At 36.0% G+C, this 21,667-nt stretch carries 32 protein-coding genes; 10 read left to right on the forward strand and 22 right to left on the reverse strand.

Features of this window, described 5'->3' with window-relative positions:
• Positions 1-57: 57 nt before the first annotated feature.
• Both ACXAEY_RS22675 and ACXAEY_RS22680 read right to left on the reverse strand, forming a co-directional pair.
• Positions 58-1,149, reverse strand: a complete 1,092-nt coding sequence (locus ACXAEY_RS22675) for a hypothetical protein (RefSeq protein ID WP_474815414.1) — start codon at positions 1,147-1,149, stop codon at positions 58-60.
• 244 nt (positions 1,150-1,393) lie between these two features.
• Positions 1,394-1,615, reverse strand: a complete 222-nt coding sequence (locus ACXAEY_RS22680) for a hypothetical protein (RefSeq protein WP_474815416.1) — start codon at positions 1,613-1,615, stop codon at positions 1,394-1,396.
• A gap of 180 nt (positions 1,616-1,795) precedes the next feature.
• Here ACXAEY_RS22680 and ACXAEY_RS22685 point away from each other — a divergent pair, with 180 nt between their 5' ends.
• Positions 1,796-2,107 (forward strand): hypothetical protein, encoded by a 312-nt coding sequence (locus ACXAEY_RS22685; protein WP_474815418.1) that lies wholly within the window; start codon positions 1,796-1,798, stop codon positions 2,105-2,107.
• A gap of 1 nt (position 2,108) precedes the next feature.
• Positions 2,109-2,321 (forward strand): hypothetical protein, encoded by a 213-nt coding sequence (locus ACXAEY_RS22690; RefSeq protein ID WP_474815420.1) that lies wholly within the window; start codon positions 2,109-2,111, stop codon positions 2,319-2,321.
• A gap of 143 nt (positions 2,322-2,464) precedes the next feature.
• On the opposite strand, the gene ACXAEY_RS22695 is transcribed toward ACXAEY_RS22690, so the two are convergent.
• From ACXAEY_RS22695 to ACXAEY_RS22735, 9 genes are all read right to left on the reverse strand, one after another.
• Positions 2,465-4,075, reverse strand: a complete 1,611-nt coding sequence (locus tag ACXAEY_RS22695) for an AAA family ATPase (RefSeq protein WP_474815422.1) — start codon at positions 4,073-4,075, stop codon at positions 2,465-2,467.
• Between the two features lie 167 nt (positions 4,076-4,242).
• Positions 4,243-5,454 (reverse strand): ABC transporter permease, encoded by a 1,212-nt coding sequence (locus ACXAEY_RS22700; protein ID WP_474815423.1) that lies wholly within the window; start codon positions 5,452-5,454, stop codon positions 4,243-4,245.
• The gene (locus ACXAEY_RS22705; RefSeq protein WP_474816522.1) at positions 5,455-6,333 is read right to left on the reverse strand and encodes an ABC transporter ATP-binding protein; all 879 of its coding nucleotides are present in this window, start codon (positions 6,331-6,333) and stop codon (positions 5,455-5,457) included. It lies immediately after the preceding gene.
• Between the two features lie 130 nt (positions 6,334-6,463).
• Positions 6,464-6,613, reverse strand: a complete 150-nt coding sequence (locus tag ACXAEY_RS22710; protein WP_474815425.1) for a hypothetical protein — start codon at positions 6,611-6,613, stop codon at positions 6,464-6,466.
• Between the two features lie 173 nt (positions 6,614-6,786).
• Positions 6,787-7,191 (reverse strand): DUF488 family protein, N3 subclade, encoded by a 405-nt coding sequence (locus ACXAEY_RS22715; protein WP_474815427.1) that lies wholly within the window; start codon positions 7,189-7,191, stop codon positions 6,787-6,789.
• A gap of 205 nt (positions 7,192-7,396) precedes the next feature.
• Positions 7,397-7,900, reverse strand: coding sequence for a DUF6241 domain-containing protein (locus tag ACXAEY_RS22720; RefSeq protein ID WP_474815428.1), 504 nt, complete (start codon positions 7,898-7,900; stop codon positions 7,397-7,399).
• 222 nt (positions 7,901-8,122) lie between these two features.
• On the reverse strand, positions 8,123-8,404 hold the full coding sequence (locus tag ACXAEY_RS22725) for a DUF5983 family protein (RefSeq protein WP_474815430.1): 282 nt from the start codon (positions 8,402-8,404) through the stop codon (positions 8,123-8,125).
• Between the two features lie 132 nt (positions 8,405-8,536).
• Entirely contained in the window at positions 8,537-9,952 is a 1,416-nt protein-coding gene (locus tag ACXAEY_RS22730; RefSeq protein WP_474815432.1) for a flagellin N-terminal helical domain-containing protein, read from the reverse strand.
• A 342-nt stretch (positions 9,953-10,294) separates the two neighbouring features.
• On the reverse strand, positions 10,295-11,125 hold the full coding sequence (locus ACXAEY_RS22735) for a hypothetical protein (RefSeq protein WP_474815434.1): 831 nt from the start codon (positions 11,123-11,125) through the stop codon (positions 10,295-10,297).
• A 317-nt stretch (positions 11,126-11,442) separates the two neighbouring features.
• Here ACXAEY_RS22735 and ACXAEY_RS22740 point away from each other — a divergent pair, with 317 nt between their 5' ends.
• The 7 genes from ACXAEY_RS22740 (at position 11,443) to ACXAEY_RS22770 (ending at position 13,880) form a co-directional block, all read left to right on the forward strand.
• The gene (locus tag ACXAEY_RS22740; protein ID WP_474815436.1) at positions 11,443-11,883 is read left to right on the forward strand and encodes a hypothetical protein; all 441 of its coding nucleotides are present in this window, start codon (positions 11,443-11,445) and stop codon (positions 11,881-11,883) included.
• Positions 11,884-11,940: 57 nt separating this feature from the next.
• The gene (locus ACXAEY_RS22745; protein WP_474815438.1) at positions 11,941-12,174 is read left to right on the forward strand and encodes a hypothetical protein; all 234 of its coding nucleotides are present in this window, start codon (positions 11,941-11,943) and stop codon (positions 12,172-12,174) included.
• A 40-nt stretch (positions 12,175-12,214) separates the two neighbouring features.
• A complete protein-coding gene (locus ACXAEY_RS22750) occupies positions 12,215-12,517 on the forward strand; it encodes a hypothetical protein (RefSeq protein ID WP_474815440.1) in 303 nt (100 codons plus the stop codon).
• A gap of 33 nt (positions 12,518-12,550) precedes the next feature.
• Positions 12,551-12,814, forward strand: coding sequence for a hypothetical protein (locus ACXAEY_RS22755; RefSeq protein ID WP_474815442.1), 264 nt, complete (start codon positions 12,551-12,553; stop codon positions 12,812-12,814).
• A gap of 92 nt (positions 12,815-12,906) precedes the next feature.
• Positions 12,907-13,077 carry a hypothetical protein gene (locus tag ACXAEY_RS22760; protein ID WP_474815444.1) on the forward strand — a complete coding sequence of 57 codons (171 nt, stop codon included), beginning with the start codon at positions 12,907-12,909 and terminating at the stop codon, positions 13,075-13,077.
• Positions 13,078-13,113: 36 nt separating this feature from the next.
• Positions 13,114-13,476: a hypothetical protein gene (locus ACXAEY_RS22765; protein WP_474815446.1), complete on the forward strand. Its 363-nt coding sequence runs from the start codon at positions 13,114-13,116 to the stop codon at positions 13,474-13,476.
• A gap of 50 nt (positions 13,477-13,526) precedes the next feature.
• A complete protein-coding gene (locus ACXAEY_RS22770; RefSeq protein WP_474815447.1) occupies positions 13,527-13,880 on the forward strand; it encodes a hypothetical protein in 354 nt (117 codons plus the stop codon).
• 61 nt (positions 13,881-13,941) lie between these two features.
• Here ACXAEY_RS22770 and ACXAEY_RS22775 read toward each other — a convergent pair whose 3' ends face one another.
• The 6 genes from ACXAEY_RS22775 to ACXAEY_RS22800 form a co-directional block, all read right to left on the reverse strand.
• Positions 13,942-14,178: a YolD-like family protein gene (locus tag ACXAEY_RS22775; RefSeq protein ID WP_474815449.1), complete on the reverse strand. Its 237-nt coding sequence runs from the start codon at positions 14,176-14,178 to the stop codon at positions 13,942-13,944.
• A 145-nt stretch (positions 14,179-14,323) separates the two neighbouring features.
• A complete protein-coding gene (locus tag ACXAEY_RS22780; RefSeq protein ID WP_474815451.1) occupies positions 14,324-14,707 on the reverse strand; it encodes a hypothetical protein in 384 nt (127 codons plus the stop codon).
• Positions 14,708-14,761: 54 nt separating this feature from the next.
• Complete coding sequence (locus ACXAEY_RS22785) at positions 14,762-15,283, reverse strand: ADP-ribosyltransferase-containing protein (RefSeq protein WP_474815452.1); 522 nt, start codon at positions 15,281-15,283, stop codon at positions 14,762-14,764.
• Between the two features lie 137 nt (positions 15,284-15,420).
• Positions 15,421-15,693: a hypothetical protein gene (locus tag ACXAEY_RS22790; protein ID WP_474815454.1), complete on the reverse strand. Its 273-nt coding sequence runs from the start codon at positions 15,691-15,693 to the stop codon at positions 15,421-15,423.
• A 343-nt stretch (positions 15,694-16,036) separates the two neighbouring features.
• Positions 16,037-16,786 (reverse strand): hypothetical protein, encoded by a 750-nt coding sequence (locus ACXAEY_RS22795; protein ID WP_474815456.1) that lies wholly within the window; start codon positions 16,784-16,786, stop codon positions 16,037-16,039.
• A gap of 91 nt (positions 16,787-16,877) precedes the next feature.
• On the reverse strand, positions 16,878-17,108 hold the full coding sequence (locus tag ACXAEY_RS22800; RefSeq protein ID WP_474815458.1) for a hypothetical protein: 231 nt from the start codon (positions 17,106-17,108) through the stop codon (positions 16,878-16,880).
• Positions 17,109-17,290: 182 nt separating this feature from the next.
• Here ACXAEY_RS22800 and ACXAEY_RS22805 point away from each other — a divergent pair, with 182 nt between their 5' ends.
• A complete protein-coding gene (locus tag ACXAEY_RS22805) occupies positions 17,291-17,779 on the forward strand; it encodes a dihydrofolate reductase (protein WP_474815460.1) in 489 nt (162 codons plus the stop codon).
• A gap of 86 nt (positions 17,780-17,865) precedes the next feature.
• On the opposite strand, the gene ACXAEY_RS22810 is transcribed toward ACXAEY_RS22805, so the two are convergent.
• The 5 genes from ACXAEY_RS22810 to ACXAEY_RS22830 all read right to left on the reverse strand — a co-directional run bounded on the left by ACXAEY_RS22810 (position 17,866) and on the right by ACXAEY_RS22830 (position 21,618).
• Entirely contained in the window at positions 17,866-18,336 is a 471-nt protein-coding gene (locus ACXAEY_RS22810) for a PH domain-containing protein (RefSeq protein WP_474815461.1), read from the reverse strand.
• A 123-nt stretch (positions 18,337-18,459) separates the two neighbouring features.
• A complete protein-coding gene (locus ACXAEY_RS22815; protein WP_474815463.1) occupies positions 18,460-19,563 on the reverse strand; it encodes a DUF4236 domain-containing protein in 1,104 nt (367 codons plus the stop codon).
• A gap of 32 nt (positions 19,564-19,595) precedes the next feature.
• Positions 19,596-20,327, reverse strand: coding sequence for a hypothetical protein (locus tag ACXAEY_RS22820; RefSeq protein ID WP_474815465.1), 732 nt, complete (start codon positions 20,325-20,327; stop codon positions 19,596-19,598).
• Positions 20,328-20,480: 153 nt separating this feature from the next.
• Positions 20,481-20,975: a hypothetical protein gene (locus ACXAEY_RS22825; protein ID WP_474815467.1), complete on the reverse strand. Its 495-nt coding sequence runs from the start codon at positions 20,973-20,975 to the stop codon at positions 20,481-20,483.
• Between the two features lie 205 nt (positions 20,976-21,180).
• On the reverse strand, positions 21,181-21,618 hold the full coding sequence (locus tag ACXAEY_RS22830; protein WP_474815469.1) for a hypothetical protein: 438 nt from the start codon (positions 21,616-21,618) through the stop codon (positions 21,181-21,183).
• Positions 21,619-21,667 lie beyond the last annotated feature (49 nt).

The following is a 21,667-nucleotide window of genomic DNA, read 5'->3' on the forward strand; positions in this document are numbered from 1 at the left end:
TAAGTAGGGAGATGGAACATTTTTTGACATAAAAAAAGAGCGTGATCATTCGATTGATCAGCTCTCGTAGTTACTTGTGATTATTTTTTTAGCTGTCTCATAGGTGACTATGTGTAGGTCATTTAGAAGCTGTTTGAAATGTTCTTTATCTGGATTATTCAGCCACAAAAGGATAGCTTGTTTGTATTGTTCTTTTTGCCTGTTAGTTAAGTCATTTCTAGTGATCTTTACATGTACGTTTTCACATAAGGGGACAACATTCTCAGGATGAAAGGTGTACTCGGGATAGTCGCTACGAGGTAACAAGTGATGCAAAGAAGGTGAAGGTGCTTTACAGCAAAAGCAATGGTCTAAATCTATTTCGGGATTTTCTTTTTGAAACAGTCTCCTGTCCCACCTTTTTGGAGTGCCCATGTGCAACCCCGTTTCTTTCATGTATTTGTTTTTAAGTTCCGTCTTAAGGGTGAGAATGCCTCCTTGACTCTTGGTCATGTGGTCAGTGAAGTTGTATTTAGATAAGAAAGATTTAGGAAAGAAGCCTACTTCTTTATATCTGATAATATAAGATTCTTTATGGTCTTCATCTCTTGAATCAATTATGGAATTATCACAATAGAAGTTCATATAGATGTCGTCTAACAACTCTACAAGGTCCAGATGACTGGCTACTTTTGTTTTGGTTTGATGAAACATAGCAGGATGAATGTGATTCTTCTTCATAATCTCTGCGCCTGGGTACAAATGAAAACAACAAAAGGCGATCACAGTATAGCCTTTATCGATGAAAGATTCGTACTGCTGTCCAAATGCCGATTGAAGATATTTAGATCCTATAAGAAAGCTGAATTTATCATTGTTAATTTCAGTTGTGCTCAGTTTTAGGATTGTAGGTGCCCAGTTCTGCACATCACTATTTAAATCGATTCCTTTTTCAACATTTAAATAGTATTTCCATGCTTCCTTCAGATTAGAGTTTAGTTGTTCTGGTTCCATTAGAGTGCTAAACCCTTTAAAACGCATTTTTATTTCAGGGGGTAAGAGCTTCTTGAAGTTATCTATATCGTATTGTTTTATATTGAATTTTTCTACAAGAAGGTAAGACGGAAACCATTTATGCTTGATATAAAAGTTCTTCCAGTCCTTTTTCATTAGCCGCCTCCAAATTATAATGAGTGCCATATTTACTGTCTCATCGCCTGTATTTCGCATGTGAACCGTTCTATCTCCAGTATACCCATCTGATGACGTTTTCAACCCTGATATTAGAAGGGTATGAAATATAGGGGAAATACGATATTTTTCATTTCATAGGTAATAACTAAAAGTCCTCAATAGATAGTGAAGTTATCTATTGAGGACTAATTATTTACATGCAGGTTGTGATTGCATAAAACTATTCTTTCGAAGGGCGAGGTAAGATTTTTTCGGACTCGGCTAGCGCTTTTTCTAATGCATTAATATTGTGCGTCATTCTTTCTCTTGCTTTGGTTACAGAAGCTTTAGTCGCTACACTATTACTAAGTGAGTGAGAGGTATTTTTCTTCCCATTTAACGATGGTGAATGTTTGACGATAACCGAATCAATTCCATGATAATGTTCAGTTTTTTTAGTCATGTCTTCCTCCTCAAATTGAAAGATAGTCGTTTTAATTTCAGTAACGGTACATTTATGGAACTTACCTCCTTAAAATCAGTGAAGGGAAATGCGATATCAACTTAAATTTAAACTTGTTACATCATAGTTAGATTCACCTTTGGGCGTTGGGTTTAAAGTTGAAAATGGAAGGAAGTTGTTATGGTAACTGTATACCAACCTATGTATCTTTTTCTGTTCTTGATAGTTTTAGGATTACTATATATTCCAGTGTATATGTATGCTCTTATCAAATTCAAACTGAATTTTATCGGATGGTCGTTTGCTGCTCTTTCAATAATTAGTTATTTGATTGTCGGTATTTACATGGTCGGGAAAGGCTATTACTCTGATGGTGTTTATATTGATGAAGGGTATTCTTCTCTCCTGTTTGATTCTGGATTACCTGAATTGATTTTGTTAACGTATCCATACATATTTGTTGGATTAGCTATATTGATGGGGAAAAAGTGAGGTGAATGTCGTGAAAAAAGATACTGATGAGCGAATTCTAAATGAACTCCAAAACATAAATAAGTCTTTAAAAGAAATGAATGATCGGGAAGATCCGAAATCGGAATTAGCAGGTATGGTCAGAGCGATAATGCTTGGATTTCTAATTGTCGGTCCTGGGATTGCCATTGGTTATGGGATCTTACAGTTCGTAAGTAGTTTGATAATTGATTAGAGAGTATAGAAAAAGAAAGTAAAAGCGCCCGGATAATAATTCCGTGCGCTTTTGTTTGAGAATATAATTCGGCTAATTATAAATAGGAGTTTAGCGTTCTAACATTCTCCTAGATGTTTATGGTCGTCTAATATTCGATGACTTTAAAAACCTATTTTGCTCTCTACATTATTGCTGGCATTGGATACAGGTCTAACTTGGTTCTCTGCAGCCCACTTCCTTATGGCTTTCAACTTCTCTCGGTTGATGATGCTAAGGGGTGTTAACTTATTTATCTCATCTAGGACGTTTTCCAGCGTAATATCGTCCTGATTCGCAAATAGAGAAACCAAGGTACTCTCTTTGATAATCGCTTCAATTTCAGCTCCTGAATAGCCTTCTGTATTTTGAGCCATAGCCACCAGCTCGTCTTGTGAAAAATGGATATTCCTTTTTGAAGCATGGACATTAAAGATAGACATTCTCTCATGTATGTTAGGAAGGTCCACGAACCATATTTCATCAAATCTTCCTTTTCGTAGGAATTCAGGAGGGATTTCATCGATGTTATTTGCGGTTGCTACTATGAACACAGGATGTTTGTTTTCTTGAAGCCATGTTAGGAAGTATCCTAACATCCTCTTAGTCGTTTCATGAGAGCCTCCATTTACTGAGAAGGATTTTTCTAACTCATCGATCCACAACACACATGGAGACATCATCTCTGCAATTTTCAAAGCTTGCTTTAGGTTTTTATCTGACTCTCCAACATATTTACCAAAGAGACTACCCATATCTAAGCGGAGCAACGGTATTTCGAACTCATTAGCTATAATATTAGCTGCTAGTGATTTACCACATCCTTGAACTCCAGTTAGCATTACTCCATTAGGGTATGGAAGGTTATGTTTGACTCGATTTTCCTCGTTGAATAGAAGTTTTCGCTTCTCTATCCATGTGAACAAGTTTTCAAATCCACCTATAGAACCTCTGTCTATATTGGTGTCTAAATAGTCTAGGGAGCCCTTCTTACGGATAATTTGAATCTTTTCTTTTTGGATGTCCTTCACTGAAATTGATTGCTTATTGTTATTGAAATAACTGTTTCTGAGTGCTAGCATCGCCTCTGTTTCAGTTAATCCTATTGAGGATTCTGCTATTTTTTCTCTTGTCGTATTATCGACCTCAATTTTTTCCTTCTCAATAAAGCTATCTAACAACAGCTTCATTTCTGAACGATTTGGATTTTCATAATGGATGATATGAACAAGGCTTTCTAGTTCTTTCGGTATTTCCAATACAGGAGACACGATTAGGAGAAATCTCCTGACATGCTCATCGTTATGCTTATAGGTTGGTAGGTGGTAATCCTCGGTAAATGGGAAGATCACTTCATTTGTAAAATCTTTTATCTGTCTTATTAATTTGCTTCTTTTATTAGAGTCGCCCTTAGCCAACTTTTCGTGGAAGTCAAAAAAGATTTGAACTTTATTCTTGTCTGCTTTACTTAAAAGTTCTAGCGATTTTTCATAATCAATCGCTTTAGAAGTCTTCTTTCCATCAACCTTTTTATTTATTACTTGCCCTTTTCCCGTCACCTCATCTTTAGCTTTCCTATTAGAATCCCAAGAATGGAAGTCAAATTCTTCACCAGAATCTGAAATGAATTGGTTAACCGTCTCTATTACAGGTCTTTCGTCTTCTGAGACTATGTATATTAATGGGTAGTTCCCTTTTAACGCACTTAATAAGTCTTGCTTACTTTCTGAAATCAAACAAACACCTCCTTCAAGGAACCATAATCAAAAAAGCGTGTTTAGCAAGAAGGAAGTTTACTTTGTTAAGTATGATGGTTGTACAAGTAACTATGCTATCTAAAAAAGTTGCCCGCAGATGTCTGCGAACAACCCTATAATCTGTATTTTCTCCTTCAGCTGATAAGTTAATCTTTGTTCTTTGCTAACAAGAAGACATCTTTTATTGTTGCTTTGTTTTTGTATCTCATAACACCATTTTTATATACTTTACTTGCAAAGATGCTTAAAAGGAAGATGGTAGTGATTAGGATAGCTAATGAACCTATAATTTCTACTAAAGACGCTTCATCTAGAGCTATTCTAGAGAATGTAACTAGAGGAGAGAAAAACGGTATGTAGCTCCCGATCAATACTAGTGTATCGTTTGGATTGAATATAGATTTAAATCCAAGGAATGTTCCACCAAATAAAAGCATTGTCACTGGGAATATGATTGAACCAATTTCTTCAACTCTTGTCACTACAGATGCTGCTGAAGCGAAGATCAAAGCGTACAAAATGTATCCCATGACAAAATATACGATAAAGAATAAAAACATCTTTATAGACAACACTGAGAGATCAAGAGGCATCCCCATCAACGTGATGTCGCCACTAGTCCATCCTAGTAAGTTAGCAATAATGTATGCGAGTCCTACGATGGTTACTTGGATAATTCCTGCTGTCATCAAAGAGATTATCTTAGCGTACATCATAGTTAATGGTTTCGCTTTTGTAATCATAATCTCCATGACTCTTGTTGTCTTTTCCCCTGTAATAGCCATTGCCACTTGTTGACCAAACATGACGATGAAGAAATACATCAAAAAGATGAAGAAGTAGACAAGTCCAGTCGATTCTGTCTCTTTGAGCTGAGTTTGTTCAATCGAAACTTTTGATAGTAACGTCTCTGCAACATCTAGTTCGATTTTATTCACCATAACTGTTCGTTTGATATACTGACTCTGAAGTTCAGGTTGTATTAAGGAAATCAGATTATAGTCAGGGTTATTTTTATAGAAGTATTCTACTTGCGGCAACTCCGTACCTTTTGAAATAACTAATACGCCATCTTCGTTACCTTTGCGTACTTCCTCTTTCATCTCTTCTATGTTGTTTTTCTCAAGTTCTTTTAATTCGATAGAGTTTTGTGATTCATTAAGATTTTCTAAATCCAATGAATAAAAGTCATTCTCCACAATGACATGAACTACATCTCTGTCTTCGTCATTAATATAATGGGTAGCTGCAAAGAAGCCGATGATCACAAGGAATAGTATGGAAGCGGTTATGATAAACGACTTTGCCGTCAATGATTCTTTCAGATGGAATCCTAATACAGTCTTAAAGTTCCCCAATTATCTCACCCTCTCTACGAAAATTTCATGAAGTGAAGGGTCAAGCATTGAGAAATTACGAATTTCTGCACCCTCTTCTTTTAATACCTCAATCTTCTCTAGTGCTTCGTCATGGTCTTTAACCTGTAATGAGTATGTGTCGCCTTTTACTGAAAAGTCTCCGACTCTTTCCGATTGGACAGGATGTTTTTTCACCTTTATCATGAGGTTTTTATACCCATACTCTTCTTGTATATTTTGTAGTTTCCCCGAAACAACAGGTTTTCCATTTTTCATCATGATGACTGACTCACAAAAGGTTTCGATTTGTTCCATTCTGTGGCTGGAAAGAATTACGGTTTTGCCTCTAGCAATCTCTTCTTCTAAAATTTTGCTCAGCATAGTTGCATTAACCGGATCTAAACCGCTAAATGGTTCGTCCAAAATAATGAGTTCTGGATCGTGAATAAGCGTAGCTATGAGCTGGATTTTTTGTTGATTTCCTTTTGAAAGTTCTCCAGCAAGCTTTGTTTTATATTCTGGAATGCCAAACCTCTCTAACCAGACATCAATTGCTTTATTAGCATCTTTCTTTTTCATCCCATCTAGTTGAGCGAAGTACCTTAGTTGTTCTACTACCTTTGTCTTTTGATATAAGCCTCTTTCTTCAGGCAAATAGCCTATTGATACATCTTTACGTTCGAGAGGTTTCCCTTCCCATTCGATGGTCCCTTGGTTTTGTTTCAATAAACCTAGCATCATCTTAATGGTGGTTGTTTTTCCCGCTCCATTACGCCCAAGCAAACCAAGAACTTCTCCTTTTGGTAAGTCGAACGATAGTCCATCGACCGCGACCTCATCACCGAACTGTTTTACCAAGTTTGTGATCTTTAACATCAGATCCCTCCATTTCTCTTTTTCCATTTATTAGATTGAGTTATGATATTGCTTTTCCTTTCAAAAACGATTAGTTATGTAGCGTATTGATTTTATTAGTTTTATCCTCATAAAAAAAGACTCCGAATAATGATTAATTCGGAGTCTTAATGTTTTTATTCGTATCATCTTCCCGTTCTTCCCGAAGAATGGGTCGAGAATCAACTTTATATTTGTACTTCCCAAGATAATAAATGAAGCCTGCCGCTATAAGAACAATAATAAATCCTATGATGAATCCCAATGTATCTCTCCTCTCTAATCGAGATATACACTTTGAATGCAATGGTTAATAGATTTGTATCAACCGTATTTTAATCAAGTACATCTCAACTAATACTTGTTTCGCTTTTAGTTATGTTATTAGTATTCCCCTGGAAGTGACATGGCTAAAACAAATTGATATTCCTGTAGTCATTAATTAATTTCCCTCACGCTATAACCCTTCTTACTAAAGAAGCTCCCTACAATGCTTCGGTGGCATAATTTCGATTGATTACAATAACATGCGTAGTAAACATCATTCCCCTTATCCAGTTCGTTCTTCATCATAGTAAATTCTTCTTTTGCTTTTGGATTCCCTTTCATTTCTTCTAGGTAAAATGGGGCGTAATCAGACTTGAATGATTTTTCATTCCATCTATTCACCTTTTCTAGATCCTTTGCTTTGTACAGTAGTTTTCGGGAAGGTGCCGTTTGGTCCCAATTTACCCAACCTTCAGGCAAAAACTTTGCTATCCTTACGCCAAACACTTTTAGTCCGTCTTGGTCTTCTACCTTAGGCGCATTCGCGATTTTAGTTATAAATAATGTTCCTCTCATAACAACACTCCTTTCCATTGAGGTTTCTATGCACAAGGAAAAACCCCTTGAGCATTTTGTTTAATAGCAAGGGGTGGAGTATCCATTCGTTCAGATGGGTAATAGAGTGATTTGACCAGAGATAAAGATGTAGGATATGAAAAAGAGCCGGAGCTCTTTAATAGTATTGTTTCTTAGCTAGATAAACAGGTTGTTAGGATTTTTTCTATTCGAAGTTTTCATTGATGTACTGCGTTTCTTCTACCTCGGATAGAAGGTCTGTAGCTCTTCCGATATTCCCGTCTTGCATATTCCAAATACGGTTATGAGCTTCTACAGCATTGGAGAAATCGCCTTGTTTCCATGCTTCCAAAGTAACCTTATAGAATTCTTGATTATTGTACTCATACTTTGTGCCTTCTACGTTTTCTAACGTTTCTAGCAACGCATCTATTCTTTCTTCTGTAATTCTGTAATGTGACCATTTTTCTTGAGCTTTTACCTTTTGGTGTGTCATAGCGTGGAGTGTATCCTGAAACGCTCTTTCTGAAAGGTAATCCCCATTAACTGTTGTATTTGGTGCTTTTAGTGAGGCGATAGAATCATCTTTTGTTGAAACCTCTTGGTTTTCTTTTACAGTGGTTCCCAGGTCTACGATCGCCCAATACGCAAAACCCGCAATACATAATCCTACAATAGAAACCAAGATTACGAGAGTCCTCGTTTTCATTGTCTAAAATCCCCTTCCCTATTCCTTTCTTATATCCAGTATAAACCAATTATGTGTTTTTCGTAGATAAAGCCTGCAAATCGGTAGATTTTAAAGATATTAATGCATAGCATAATCAAAACGTGCTGATTGAATCATAGGTTTGAGTGATTTCGCACAAGAATTTTTAGAAGAAAAAAGACTCCATGGAGGAGTCTACTTAAAACATAATTATCTCTATTCTTACCAATCGTAGCTTGGTAGTTCATCGACTATTTCTATATCATGATCAAGCAATACCCAATCACTGCCCTTAGTCTTTGCAAAGTCCAATACGTGCAAAAGGTCTTTTGGGATTTCGCTAACTTTTTCCTCGTGATAGTTCGCATATACAATCCATCCGATATCCGACTTACAAAAGACTGTGACATCTTTTGATTCTTCTCGGTGTTGCTGGTCTAACCAATCCCCTGTCTTAAGACTTACATGATTATTAGATAGTTCTAGCATTTTTACGTTTTTCATAAAATACGCCTCCAATTAGTTTGATTAGTTTTTAGTATCTCATCACTTCATAATGATAAAATGGAAAAATTATTTTGCAACATTTTTTTCTTTTGAAAATTCAGTACGGTCATTGAAATTATTTTTTACTTATTAATTCGCAAGCAATTCTAAATAACTCTTTTGGCTACTTTTGGATTCTAATAACATAGAGAAAGAGACTTGTTTTAGGATCTTGTTTTTCACCAAAGCGCTAGTTTCTTCTGATATATTCACATCTTTAATCCTCATCCTGGTGGTTTCATTTTGTGTATTGATAGTAGAAAGAAAGTTAGACTTCATTTCTAAACGTTTAATATCATTTCCGTTCTGTTGTATTTGCTTAGTCGTTTCCTCTATAGCAAGGTCTACTACCGCTATTGATTGTTCGTCTGTCACATTAAAGTTTTTTAACCCAAGGTTGCTTAGTGTTAGATTGTTCAATGAGATAGATGAACTGTCCTTACTGTTGGCTCCTGTATGGATGTCTATCTTTTTATCGCCCGCCCATTCAGCGTTGTAAGCGGTCCCGTGGTATCCGTTACCTGACTTATCCTCCACTAAGTCTTCTCCTTCAAAATTCCATTGTCCTGTTATTCCATTTCTCACCACTTCGCCATCGGCATTACTTTTCATTTCTGAACTTGATAACTCTCGCTTATAATAGCGCACTTCATTGAAAGTGGAGTCGGGGGGAGTGTAGTATCCATTACTCCAAGCTTTTCCTATCATAAAATCGTGAGTTGTATTTCCGACCTGGTCTGAACTCGCAGAGATTCTAAAAGTCTCGTTGCCATCAATGTATCCAATAAGGTCTCCTCCTGTCTTCCAAGTGATTCCTAATGTTGTATCTTGGTCTATAGGTACTGTTCCGTTTCGGAATGTATAGCGATTACCTGAAGAATCCCATACTTCTGGATATAGCCTTCCATTAATTACACCAAGTACAAAACCGCCACTATAAGGGATAGAAAGTGAAGCTAACTTTTGGTCTTCTGTAGTTTCTCTCATCTTTAAGTCTACTTCAACTGTAAATTCATCAGAAGCTAACAAGGAAGACTGGTTGGGGATCGTTACATATCTTGAAGGCTCATCTTTAAAATTGATTCCACTTACAGCTGCTAATACTTTTTTGTTGTTATAAGTTGTGGAGTTTGTGATGCCTTGGATTGAATTTAAGATCTCGTCGGCTTCTTGTTTCATACTTTCTTTATCAGTCATTGAAAAGGTGTCGTTTTGAGCTCTTACTGAAAGGTTCCTCAACCTTATAAGTTGATCAATGACTGATTGAGATGCTCCTTCAGTGACTTTTATCATTGAAATAGCGTCTTCAATATTTTGAATGGCTTGCTTATTACCATTAATAGTGGAAGTGAAACGAGTTGAAATTGCTAAACCTGAAGAATCATCTTTCGCAGAATTGATTCGCTCTCCTGTGGACAGCTTCTTTATAGAATTTTCTAGGTTTTTATTAACCCTTGATTGATTATGTAATACAGCATTTTGTACCGAACTAGACCCAACTTTCATAAAGTCACCCCCCTGCATATCAGGAGGATTTTGTATTACTTTTTTGTCTTTGTCAAGATAATGGAAATTTTTCAATTAGGCATAAGGTCAATATAAAAAGTACGAACTAAAAAATGTGGAGGTATTTTCCACCACATTTTTATTAGGGCATCAATTTTTCATGTACTATTATGCTTAGTGGTTGATTGCAGCAAATACTACTTATTCGGACCCAGTATCGGTAAAAATTCTTGATAAATTCTTGATAAATTCTTGATAAATTCTTGATAAAAATATCTATATTACTTTTATCTCCACCTGTTAGAAAGGCTTATCAAGAGGTACAATATATGACATTAACTCTCACAGCCTTATCTTGAGATAAGCCCTGTCGTCATATGAAACTAATCCTTTAGATATACCCCTGAATGTTTTAAACTCTCGTATACCAAGTATGTCTTTATCTATAGTATCTTTTAAAAGCAGTTCTGTTTCCTCCAGTGTCATGCAAAGTTCTTGATACCCATCCGTTGCTAACACAATATGTTTGGCATTTTTAGATACCGGTACCACTTTAATGTGGTCTTCATTTGTTCCGAATCCATTTATACAAGAATAAGCAAAGGAAGTGTTGTAATCCGTATCATGGAAATGCTGCTGCATAGCAAGGAGCGGTTTAATAAATTTTGATCCTTCGTCATTCAACAACAACTCTTCCTCTGTTTTGGAACCGGTAATGAGGTGGTACTCATTCACTAACTTCCTTACAGATGATGTGATTTCGTCTATATACTTTGTGTTGTCATAAGGTACTCCGTCTACCATTGCTATCGCATCGCCAAAAAACCATAGCTCTCTTCTTGATTTGCTAAACACGACTACATTAGCTTCTGGAACAGCTTTTTTGTCAGTGAGGATCAAATCCATTATCCCTTCTCTTTCATATGAATCGCGGATCGATTTATCGATATGTAATTTAAAGTCCATGGCGTTGATATCTGGTTCAAGTTCGTAAATGCTATTTTTAATTTCTTCCATAATAAAACGACCGGTCTTCTTTCCGTTAATCAATAAGTCTGATTTCGCTGAAGCGCCATCAATCATCACAGCATAATCTTCAGTTACGATAAAACCATCTTCACATTTTTCGGTTGGTGATTCTTTCCCTCTCAAAAACGTCTCCATCACTTTCATTAAATCCCCCCTTTAAATAAATCCTTTGTACGATGAAAATGCATTTAGTCAATTTTTTTAAGTAGTAACCTAGTATGGTAATTGAAATTTATTATGGTTAATTTTTTCTCTAAACCGCACAGTAGTAAGAAACGGTCTAATCAGACTCTCAAAGTCAAAAAGTTTCATTTTTTATATGTAAAAATAATATTTTGTTATTTAAAATGGATAAAAAAGTAGAAAAAGCATTTTTTGATATGTTATCATTGTTTAAAGAAAAATAGTGCTGGATATCGCGTCGGTGAAAATCCAGTTGATCTTGAAAGTGAGTGTCACGCATGACTAAAATGCAGAGAAGATTCGCGCCACCCATCTGGCATTCTGCAATTTTATATATATTCTATCTTGTAATGTTTCAGCTATTGCCCGGTACGATAAAAGAAGTGCATAGTGATCAATTCCATGCCTATTTCATTGCCTTTGCTGGGGCTGCTTTTTTTTTGCAATTGATTTTTTATCTAATTTCTTATAGAGAATACAAGCAGAAGGCGCACCTGGTTATCGAAAGTACGCTTTTAACACCTGAACAACAAGAGATGACAATCCCTCTACTGGAATCAAAGATGGAGGACGAAGGAGAAAACATTAAAAATTGTTTAAAGTTACGTTCCCTCTTAAAAAGCGTGAGGAATGGAGCCCGACTTTATGAATTTGAAGTGATTGCTCTGAACGCTCTTCTATTCGACGACGACAAGAGGTTTTGTGATAAGTACCTATAGAAAACATAGATTGCATTTTGTGAAGTGTATATCTAGAAGTCGGAGGATTATTCTTTTATGGATATCAACGAGACGAAAAGCTATTTAGAAAAAGCTGCAGCTGCGGGAAAGATTGATCATGAAGTTAAAACGATGCTTTTAAATGAGTTTGAAGACCTACACGACACGGTGAAGGAGCTAGAGGATTTGATTGGAGACATGGATCTGCATATGATGTTCGAACTCTTGAGTTCTCCTTCTAGTGTTGACGAAATCATTCGTAAAGGGAAAGGTAGTACAAATAAAAATTAACCAGACTAATGGTCTGCTTGTTTTTAGAGGTGTATTTTGAATGACGAATAAAGAGGCGCTAAATTTAGTGAATTCCATTCATCACAAAGTTATCGAATACGATTGTGATTGCAATGTATGTTGGTTTGTTTACGTTCCGCTCGATCATGAGGTGAAACAAGTGTTGAAACAACTAGGTAAAAACGATAATTGGATTCAACAACATAAAGAGACAGATTTAGAGCGCGAAGGGTTATTCGATTTAACGAAAATAGGATTTGAATATAGTGACTGGTGGGAATCGGATACGGGTTTCTCTTGGATTAATTCAAGTAGCAACAAGAAGAAAACACTATCTCATTAACGACCTTTCTCTATAGAAAGCGGGATGTTTCAAATGGAAAACAAAGATATACGTAAACTTATGGCATTGGGTTATGACGTTCATATTGAATGTAGAGGGAAAGGTAATAAGAATGAATTTACATATGAAGCTACTGCTACTAAGAATATAGAGGAGTATAACCAGGATTCCCTTCTCATTAGTTCCCTGTTAACTGTGAGTGTCACTGGAGAATCAATGGACAAGGTATCTTCGCTAATATACGAACGTGCTATGGAGCGGCTAAGCGGGATGGACCCATTAATTTTTGGAGAATGAGTTCATTAATGCTTGCTGAGTCGCCTTTTATATACAAAGAGTTCTAAAAACATATCCAGTTTAAATCTACTAAAACATTTTGGAGGATGAAAATGTTCAATCTATGTATTCATACAGTGTACGACAAAAGGACAAATAAAGTTGTTTATCAAAGTGATGACAAATGGGATTGTATCCGATTCCTTAAAAGCATTCCAGTTAATGATGAAAATGCAGAGCACTACTACCTGGGCTCTGGCGGTTCATCAAAAGCATCAGCGTAATACTGAAAAAAGCCCAAAACTTGAGGAGCTGAAACTATGCCTGTAAAAAGCATGCAATCGTTGTCTGCTGTAAAAGGGTATTTGTTATTTACCCTTATCAAAGATAATGAGCAAAGAGAAAACATACAGCTTGAGTTTCGTTGTGCTGAGGATATTGAAACGGCTCTAAGATTGTTTCATAAAAAGCAATGGGAAGAGTTATTTAATGAGCGTTACGAACCTTTAGAATTTATGGGTGCTGAGTTTTCTGGAATTCGCATGGTCAATGACGACGAGACTTACATAACAATGGGTGTATATGAGAAAGAGATATTAGGAGTGGCTTCGTTTGATTCCCTCTCACTCAAGGATAAAAACGCGGATAAAATGAGGCGTATTGTGGAGATAGCACAAGAATAATGTTGTTAACGATAACGTTATTTTGAGCCTTAAACAAAGGAGAACAAATTATGAACAACGGAGATTATTACACACACCTTAAAGGTGTAGAATACTTATTTGATTGTATCGCCTTACCAAAGCGACTGATGACTAATTCAGAGTCAAGCAATATCACGTACATTGGTAAAGCGAGGTACCATGAAAACACCCATGACCTAGATCTATTTATGTCTAACAACGTCACTTTTGTTGATTCAGTGTTCCCTCACGTCATATATCAAAGTGAAAAAGACTATAACACCGATAAAATGTGGGCTAGAGAAGTTGATGACTTCTTCGGATACAAAAAGTATGTGGGATCGCACTACGAAAAACGATTTGCCTTAAAAAAGTATGGACGGTTTTCAGAAGCTACTTCTTGATCGGAACATAGAACGGAAATTAGCATAGTAGAGTGATAACGAGAAACAAAAGCACCATTAACTATATGTTAGTGCTGATACGTATATCTGAAATTCTATTTATCTCTATACGATGTAAATTCTCATTCTGGTCAACAATTCTTAAATGGTGTGTTTGGTTATCCCAGTAATGGATTAATCCTGTGACATCTAAGTTTTGACCGCTCTTAGAGTATTGGAGATGTACTAGCGAGGCAAATTCCATAGCCTCTGCAATCGTTTCGTGCAATATAGGCAATTTATCTTCCATTGTGATCATTCAACCTTCCTTCTACTTGATAACCTAACTTAACTTCATAATATCGAACAAACGTTCTTTTTTCAAGATCAAAACTACATTATGAATCTGTTAAGATAATGAAAAACCTTCAGTTAGTAAACTGAAGGTTTTTTGAGTTAATGTCTTATTTACTTGCTGTTTCTTCACGCTCAATTCCTTTAATATGAATCGTGATATCTAAAAGTTCTTTTATTGCTTTAGTACAATCTTCATCACTTTCAGACAAGCCAAGCTCTTCTATTTTCTTGCCGTCTTCATCGTTACTTTCTGCTAGCGTATCACTATGCAGGTACGCAAAATATCGACCTTCAGGATACTCAACAAGGTCAAATGATTCTTGTAAGGAAACAGAAAGACCGGTCATATTAAAAATTTCTTCTTCCATCCATTCTCTAATAGAATACATATCGCCTTCTTTAAGTGTTTCTTTTTCTCTTTTGATAATAAACTCTACGTCTTCCTCGCGGTTATGAAAATTTTCTAGAAATTTCATTGTTTTGTTAGTCATAAATTATCATCCTTTTTATTTTAATTTATTTGAGCTTCTAAATTCTTTGTTAGCTTAATCCATCTTTTCTACTTTAATTATTTTTAGAATGTCATTTGTTAATGCAATATATAGTTGCTGCCCTCCCCACTCGGGTTCCATAATAATGCTATCGTATCCAAGTGTTTCATAAAGGGTAGTTAGTGATTTTTCTATACTCCCGCTCGCATTGCAAACACCAGCTATTAAATCCACATCATTGTCACTACCATCAAATTCTGCGTCGACTGCTCGATCTAGTACATTTTCATATCCTTCATAATTCACATCACCCCAATTGGATAAGTATTCGGTCTCTTTATCTAGTGCTTTTAAGTATGCTTTGAACATTGGTTTGGTAATAGTTTTTGTATCATACCCTAATGGTTTATGATGATTAAATTCTATGGTGTACAGGTAACCTTTTTGTCCATAGCCTTGAGCTATTTTTTGGTTATCCGTAAAGTAAAATCCTTTCCCCTCACTTGTTCCATTAGTTCCTATTTTGTCCAGATCGAACAATTCAAACAGTGATTTTGAACCATGATAAACGATCAATTCCATCATCCTTTTTATGTAATTAGTTGTTTTCTTATCTTTATCTTATAAGTAATTCTGTATTTTAGGGAAAATATTAATACTTCATTTGAAGCTTATAAGCAAAAAAACAGAGTGTAAAAAACTCTGTTTTATTGTTAATCGATAGAAGCTTCAAGTTCTTCTAACTCTTTTAGCTCCTTTTCTATCTTATCAATCTCTTTTAGGTCTTCATCTATTTCGTCTAGATGATTTAACTCCTGCTCTATAGTATCAATTTCATCGATATTTTCTTTAATGGATGTTAACTCCGTTTTTTCAACAGTCTGTTCCGATTCAAGAGTCTTCTTATCTTTTTGTTCTCCATCTTCACTAGAGCAAGCTACCAGAGCCAAAGAGAGCAGTATTGAAAGAAACAGTTTTTTCTTCATCATTTATCCTCTCCAGGCGCATCCATATCAGATAGCTGGCTTTCTTTTTCTTTAAGTGTTTTCTTTATGTAAGAGATTGCTTCCTCGGTCTTCATACCATCAATATTCACGCCTAACCTTTCTGATATGTCACTAATTTTCTTTTGCTTGCGTTCCTCTATCGCCTCTTTAATAGCGGTTCTTTTTTCATCGGTAGAGAGATTTTGCAGTTTAATACCGAGTTTATCGCCTAGTTCAGATAGTCTTTCATCTTTTTTCTTTAGGATCGTTTGGCGAATTTCAGCTTTTGCATCTTCATGAGAAAGACCAGAAATATCGATATTGAATTTCGAAGAAACTCTTTCTAATCGTTTAGTTTTCTTCTCTTCTCTTCCAATTGATATTTAATTGTCTCTCTAGCTTCTTTGTTTGATAAGTTCTTAATATCAATATTTAATTTACTTGCTGCTTCTTTTAGTTTTTCACGGTGTTCCTTTACTATTTTCTCTTTCTTTAGTTTGAGTTCTTCCTTCTTCTCTTTAAACTCTTGTTGCTTAGCTATAAGCTTATTCCTAATTTCATTAGCTCTTTCAGTTCTTTCATTCTTATAAGATTCTATGTTTGATGATTTCTTCTCATCCTCTTTTACTGCTTCTGTTTCCTCTTCATACTTTTCTCTTTGTTCTTCTTCATATTTTTTTATTTCTTCCTCGATCTCTTCAACTTCTTCGTTTTCTATTTCAATCTCATTCTCAATATCTTCTTGATGGTTGCCATTGTATTCTTCCTCTTTCTTATGTTCTTTCTCCTCTTCCTCTATTTCATTATTAACATGATAACTTTCATTATGATGTTCTTTCTCATGTCTCTCTTCACTACTTTCTTGTTCTTCATGTTCGGTATTGCCCTCTTCTACTGAGCCTTCTTGAAGGTTTTTTTGGCTAGTGCTCTCATCATATGATTTTACCGAACCCTCATGATCAACGCTTTCTAATGAATGTTCCAGGTTGCTGTCATTACTGTTTTCTGCATTAGAGAGCGTAGGTGCCGCTAATAACATAAAACTAAATGACAGGGGCATAACGAACGTTTTAAACTTTTTATTCTTGCTCATACTATCACCTCATCTCAAAATTTTAATTGTTATATAAAAGTAATAGCAAAAGTCAACCAAATTTCTTGATTGACCTTTTAAGCTCGATAGTTTATTTGAGGATTTGGATTTGAATGAGGTTTGCATTTGAGAATGCTGCCCTTACTACTTCCCTTACTTCCTTGTTATCTGCGAAGAGTGCATAGTTAATATCTACTGCACCACTCTGCAAGGAATCGCCTAAGTCTACAAGTTCTTGCTGAGTGTACGAGCTAAGTTCTTTTGTCTCTATTATTTGATAAATCTCATTTACCAAATCGTCTACAAGCTTTCTAATTTCCATTGCCAGTGTCTCCTTTAATATCTGTAGTCACAAATTCATAGTAGATTCTTTAATTATAGAGAGGAAATGAGGAAATTCCCATTATTCGCTAACCTAATCTTAGGGAAAAAAGCCTATAAACACATTGTAAATTACCCTTCTCATTATTTAAAATGAGGTATCTAATAATTAGGAGTGAGCTAATGATTTCATTTATCGTAGCAATGGATAGGAACAGAGTGATTGGTAAGGGGAATCAACTCCCTTGGCACCTTCCTGAGGATCTAGCTTTCTTTAAGCGTACAACTAAGGAGCATTCTATTGTCATGGGAAGAAAAACGCATGAGTCGATTGGGCGACCATTGCCTTATCGAAAGAATATTATTTTGACGAGAGATCCTTCTTATGAGTCTGATGGGTGCGAAATCATAAATAACGTTCAGAGCATAAGGGATATGGCTAGCAAAGAGGGTGAAGAGGTTTTCGTAATTGGAGGTTCAGAGGTATTTGACCAATTGTTTTCTGAAGCTGATCGCTTATACATTACGAAAATAGATCATAGCTTTGAAGGTGATACGTATTTCCCTGATTTTTCACACGATGAGTGGAAGCTAATATCAAGTGAAAAAGGGATTAAGAATGAGAAGAACCCATATGATTATTCTTTCAACTTGTATGAGCGCTGCACCTAAGTTACAAAAATAAGAGGGACCTCAAAATGAGATCCCTCTTATTTAGAATGTCGTTTAACTATTAAACGACTGATGGCTTCGTTGGATTAATTAGAGAGCATGTTTCTTAGTCGAGTGACAAAGCTATCTAAGTTTTCCTCTGGTATGCTTCGGAATGTCCTTTGTTTAGTTCCGAACCCTTTCTTCACAGTTAAGTTGACGACGCCACTATCCACAAAAGCTGGAGCTGGGATAATATCAAAATCAACTTCTTTGATGTCTTTATATTTTATTGACTCGATGTCCGCTCCTGGGAAGATGCTATTCTTCATTAGGACTAGGAATAGTTTTTCTTCTCCCATTACTAAGAATCCGTTCTTAGTAAGTTTTGGAGCAGCTGGCATGAAAGAATACATCTTCTCTTCTTTTTTAAGTTCTTTCTTAAGTGCTTTTAGAGCAATTAGATAGAATTGCCTTTCTGTTTTGGGAAACTCCAATAAGATTTTATCCATCTCTTCCATCGTGACTGGGAATTCTATGGTGCCGAATCTTGAATTTAGTTTAGTGAAACCTGACATTTTAGCCAACTCCTTATCTTTTCATTCGTATCTAAGTATACCGCTGCTGTTTCTGTGATGCCACAAAAAGAAAAGTTGAGAAGAGTTGAAAAAGACTGAGCCTTGAGCGCAGTATTTCGTTTCTTATAACGGTTCGCTTACTGTGATTTTTTCAACAGGAGAGAAACCTTTAGTCTTTTTGAAACTCATGTTGTGGTTGAAATTATCCATCGAGTCTGAACAATCAATTAGGTCTAAATTTATTTGGTCTAGTTGTTCTCTATCGATAACAACTGATAAAACTACGTCTTTTTGAAAGAGACCAGTCTGGGAGTTTAAGTTTTCATCAAGAGCGTGAACTACGACTCTGTTTATAGGCAAGAGTGCGAATAAATCTTGGGCAATTCTAAGGGCACAACTACAGACGTAATCTTGAGTTAGCTCATAATAGCGTGATTTAGGCATTTGTTTGGTGGATAGTTTACCAGTCTTCGTTAGTTTCTTTTCCTCTTGTGGAACGACACTGTCTGAATGCACGTCAAAGTTAACTTCTATATATTCGTGATCGGTCGTTGAGAATTCAAATCCACTACCAAAATCAGTAAGATCGCCTAGTGGATCCATCTCTTGAATAACCTCAAAATACGTATCGATGTCACCCTGGAGAACTTTATTAGCTGTATTAACAAGCTCTTTCCAAGACTCATATGCGGATTCATCTTCCCTTTTGGCTTCTATTATCTTAGTTCGCAAATCAGTACGTTTCTTCTCTTCCTTTTTCATCAACTTGTCAAAGAAGGAAGGTTTGTAATTGTTAAAGGTGTCCTGTGCCTTTGATTCTTCAGGTCCTACAGCGCCTTCAAATGGTGGTAAGCTGACTTGGATCTCTTGCCAATTTACTGCCTCATCGCATTCTTTATGAATCGATTTAATTGCTTCGCATTTTGTTTCGAACATATCCACTTCGAACTTTGCTTGTTCTAGTGCTTCTAGTTTTTTAATTTCTCTTTCTTGAGCGCGGAGCTGCGCTAGAGACTGATGACTAGAAGTCTTGTACTTCTTACCTGAAGAACTAGTGGAGTAGGAAATACCAGAGCCTGGGATTCCTACAGTTGAAGTCCTTCTCCCGCTAGAATGAATGGTATGGCGCATCCCTTTTCCTCCAAAGGACATACCAACCCCCTTCTTCCCCACATTTACCTTTATTCCAGGTGCTATTTTCATACTCTTCTTAAAGCCTAAACCCATGAAAATCCCCCTCCGCGTTGAATTTTTAAACATTATTTACTGTTACTGAGCGCTTCATCTAATAATTCATCTCTCATTTTAGTGAATAGTTCTTTTTGCAAGGTATCTAATGTTCTTATTAACTCAGATTCGTCGTGCTCTTTATCTAGTTCATGGCGTGTAAAATCCTCCAATAGTTCTGAAGCGAGATTTAAAGCGTCTTTTGCCAATGAACTAATTTCTTCGGACAAGAATAGTCGGTTTAGTAGGAAGTAGTTATTGGCTTCTTTTAAAAGGGTTTTTGCTTCATCGAACCTCATCGTTTTCGTTCTCAATTGCAACATACTCCAACAACTTTCCTTTTCTTTGTCCCACTTTTGTCTTACCTCTTCCTTGTCTTGCTCTGTGAAGTTGTTTTTTTCCATAAAAAGCAAAACATCTGAGGTATTTCGCCTATAAAAGTTGGTCGTCAACTTGGTATCTTTTAAATCCTTTACCGTAGTAATGCTCGAAACAACTAATTTATACAACTCAGGGTAAATAGCATGTTTCTTGACAGTGAAGAGTTCGTAATTTTTCATCAGCTTGTTTTGTTGGTGCTTCAATTCTTCTATTGCTTCTTTAAAAGTTGTTCTAACTTCTTCCTCTTTCTCAGTAATTCTCTTGATATCTTGAAGAGTAGCAAGGTTTTTCCCTTTATGCTTTGCATAGCTTGGTAAGAAATCTTTGACAATAAACCCAATGACAAAGGCAATTAATAAATCAATTATTAAAGAACCGGTCATCGCTGTCTCCTAAATGAATAATATTTTTGTTGTGTTTGCTTCTTAAGGAATGTGAATTATGTTATAAAGAGACCTATTTAATAATCCCCTCTTTGGATTGTGAGTGTGAATCAATGTATATCCTGGGTATTTAAAAGGCATTCCAAGTGGTTGCTATTTTTGTTCAATTCCGTGGTCTGCGTATCTCTCTTCTCTTACTTTCGCTAGAACCTCATCTACGAGATCTTCTGCACATTCTCTAGAGCATGTTCGTCGATTCGTAAGGGTCTGGGTGAGTAATCCCACAGTGAATAAATAATATCCGTCATCTTCTTTACTCGATACCTTCTGTTCACAACGAAAACATTTAAACGACCAGTTCCGCTTGTTACGGTTAAATTCTTTATAATAGTACGGACTTCCATACCATGTTAATTCCTTATTAATTTCATCTTCAATTTTCTTGATTGCAAGTTCGTTTTGTTCTTCTTCATCAAAAGAGCCATAATACTTTAACAAATCTTTTGCTAGGTTGAGCGCCTCATCTGGACTCATCTCAATTCCGAGATGGTTATACGCCCTTACTCCATCCCGCTCCTCGTCTTTGCTAAAATGATAAAAATAATGCTGGCTGTAGTATTCACGTTCCTCATCTGTGGCAGATTTCAATATGTGCCCTCCCGTCTGTAGTTTTTAATATCAATGCTGCTGTTGTAGTCCGAAGTGTTAGTGTCAGATGCTCTAAAAGAAAAAAGTGCTAGTATTTTTGCTGTACTTTCCCTTATTAAGTAGATGTGTAGCATGTGCTAGCTCCATTTTATCACTTAATAATAATTGGAAAAAGATGTTTTTTAGGAGTTACGTTTCTATGAATCTATTCAATGACCTTGTCGGTATCTAGGTCTCTTCTTTCTCTGATCTCTTTAGAAAATGGGTTGTATACCTCAACAACATTACATTCTGTCACACGCCAACCAAGCACATCTCTGTTCTTGTTTCTACAAATCTTCAGAGCTGAAACGCCTAAAAATTCTCCAGCTTCTTTGCAACGTTTGAAATAACGTGTCTCCTCTCCCCTACTTAGAGAGATCGTATATTTCCTTTCATTTGATTCTATATTTTCTATATATCCTCTCAATGTAAGTTCCCCTTGAAGCTCTTTCTTTGTTAACCAGGCGATAAGACTGAGCTTTTCCCCACCATCTAAGTTCATGTATTCTTTCCAACCAAGATTAGAAAATCGCTGTTCTACTGATGAAAAATCCGTATTCATAACCTCTGAAATTAATAACTCGTGTCTTTCTTTATCCATTTAAATCACTCCTTAACATAAATCATAACAAAGGAAACAACGGGTTGTC

Source organism: Anaerobacillus sp. ABA4_114, from assembly GCF_056159065.1.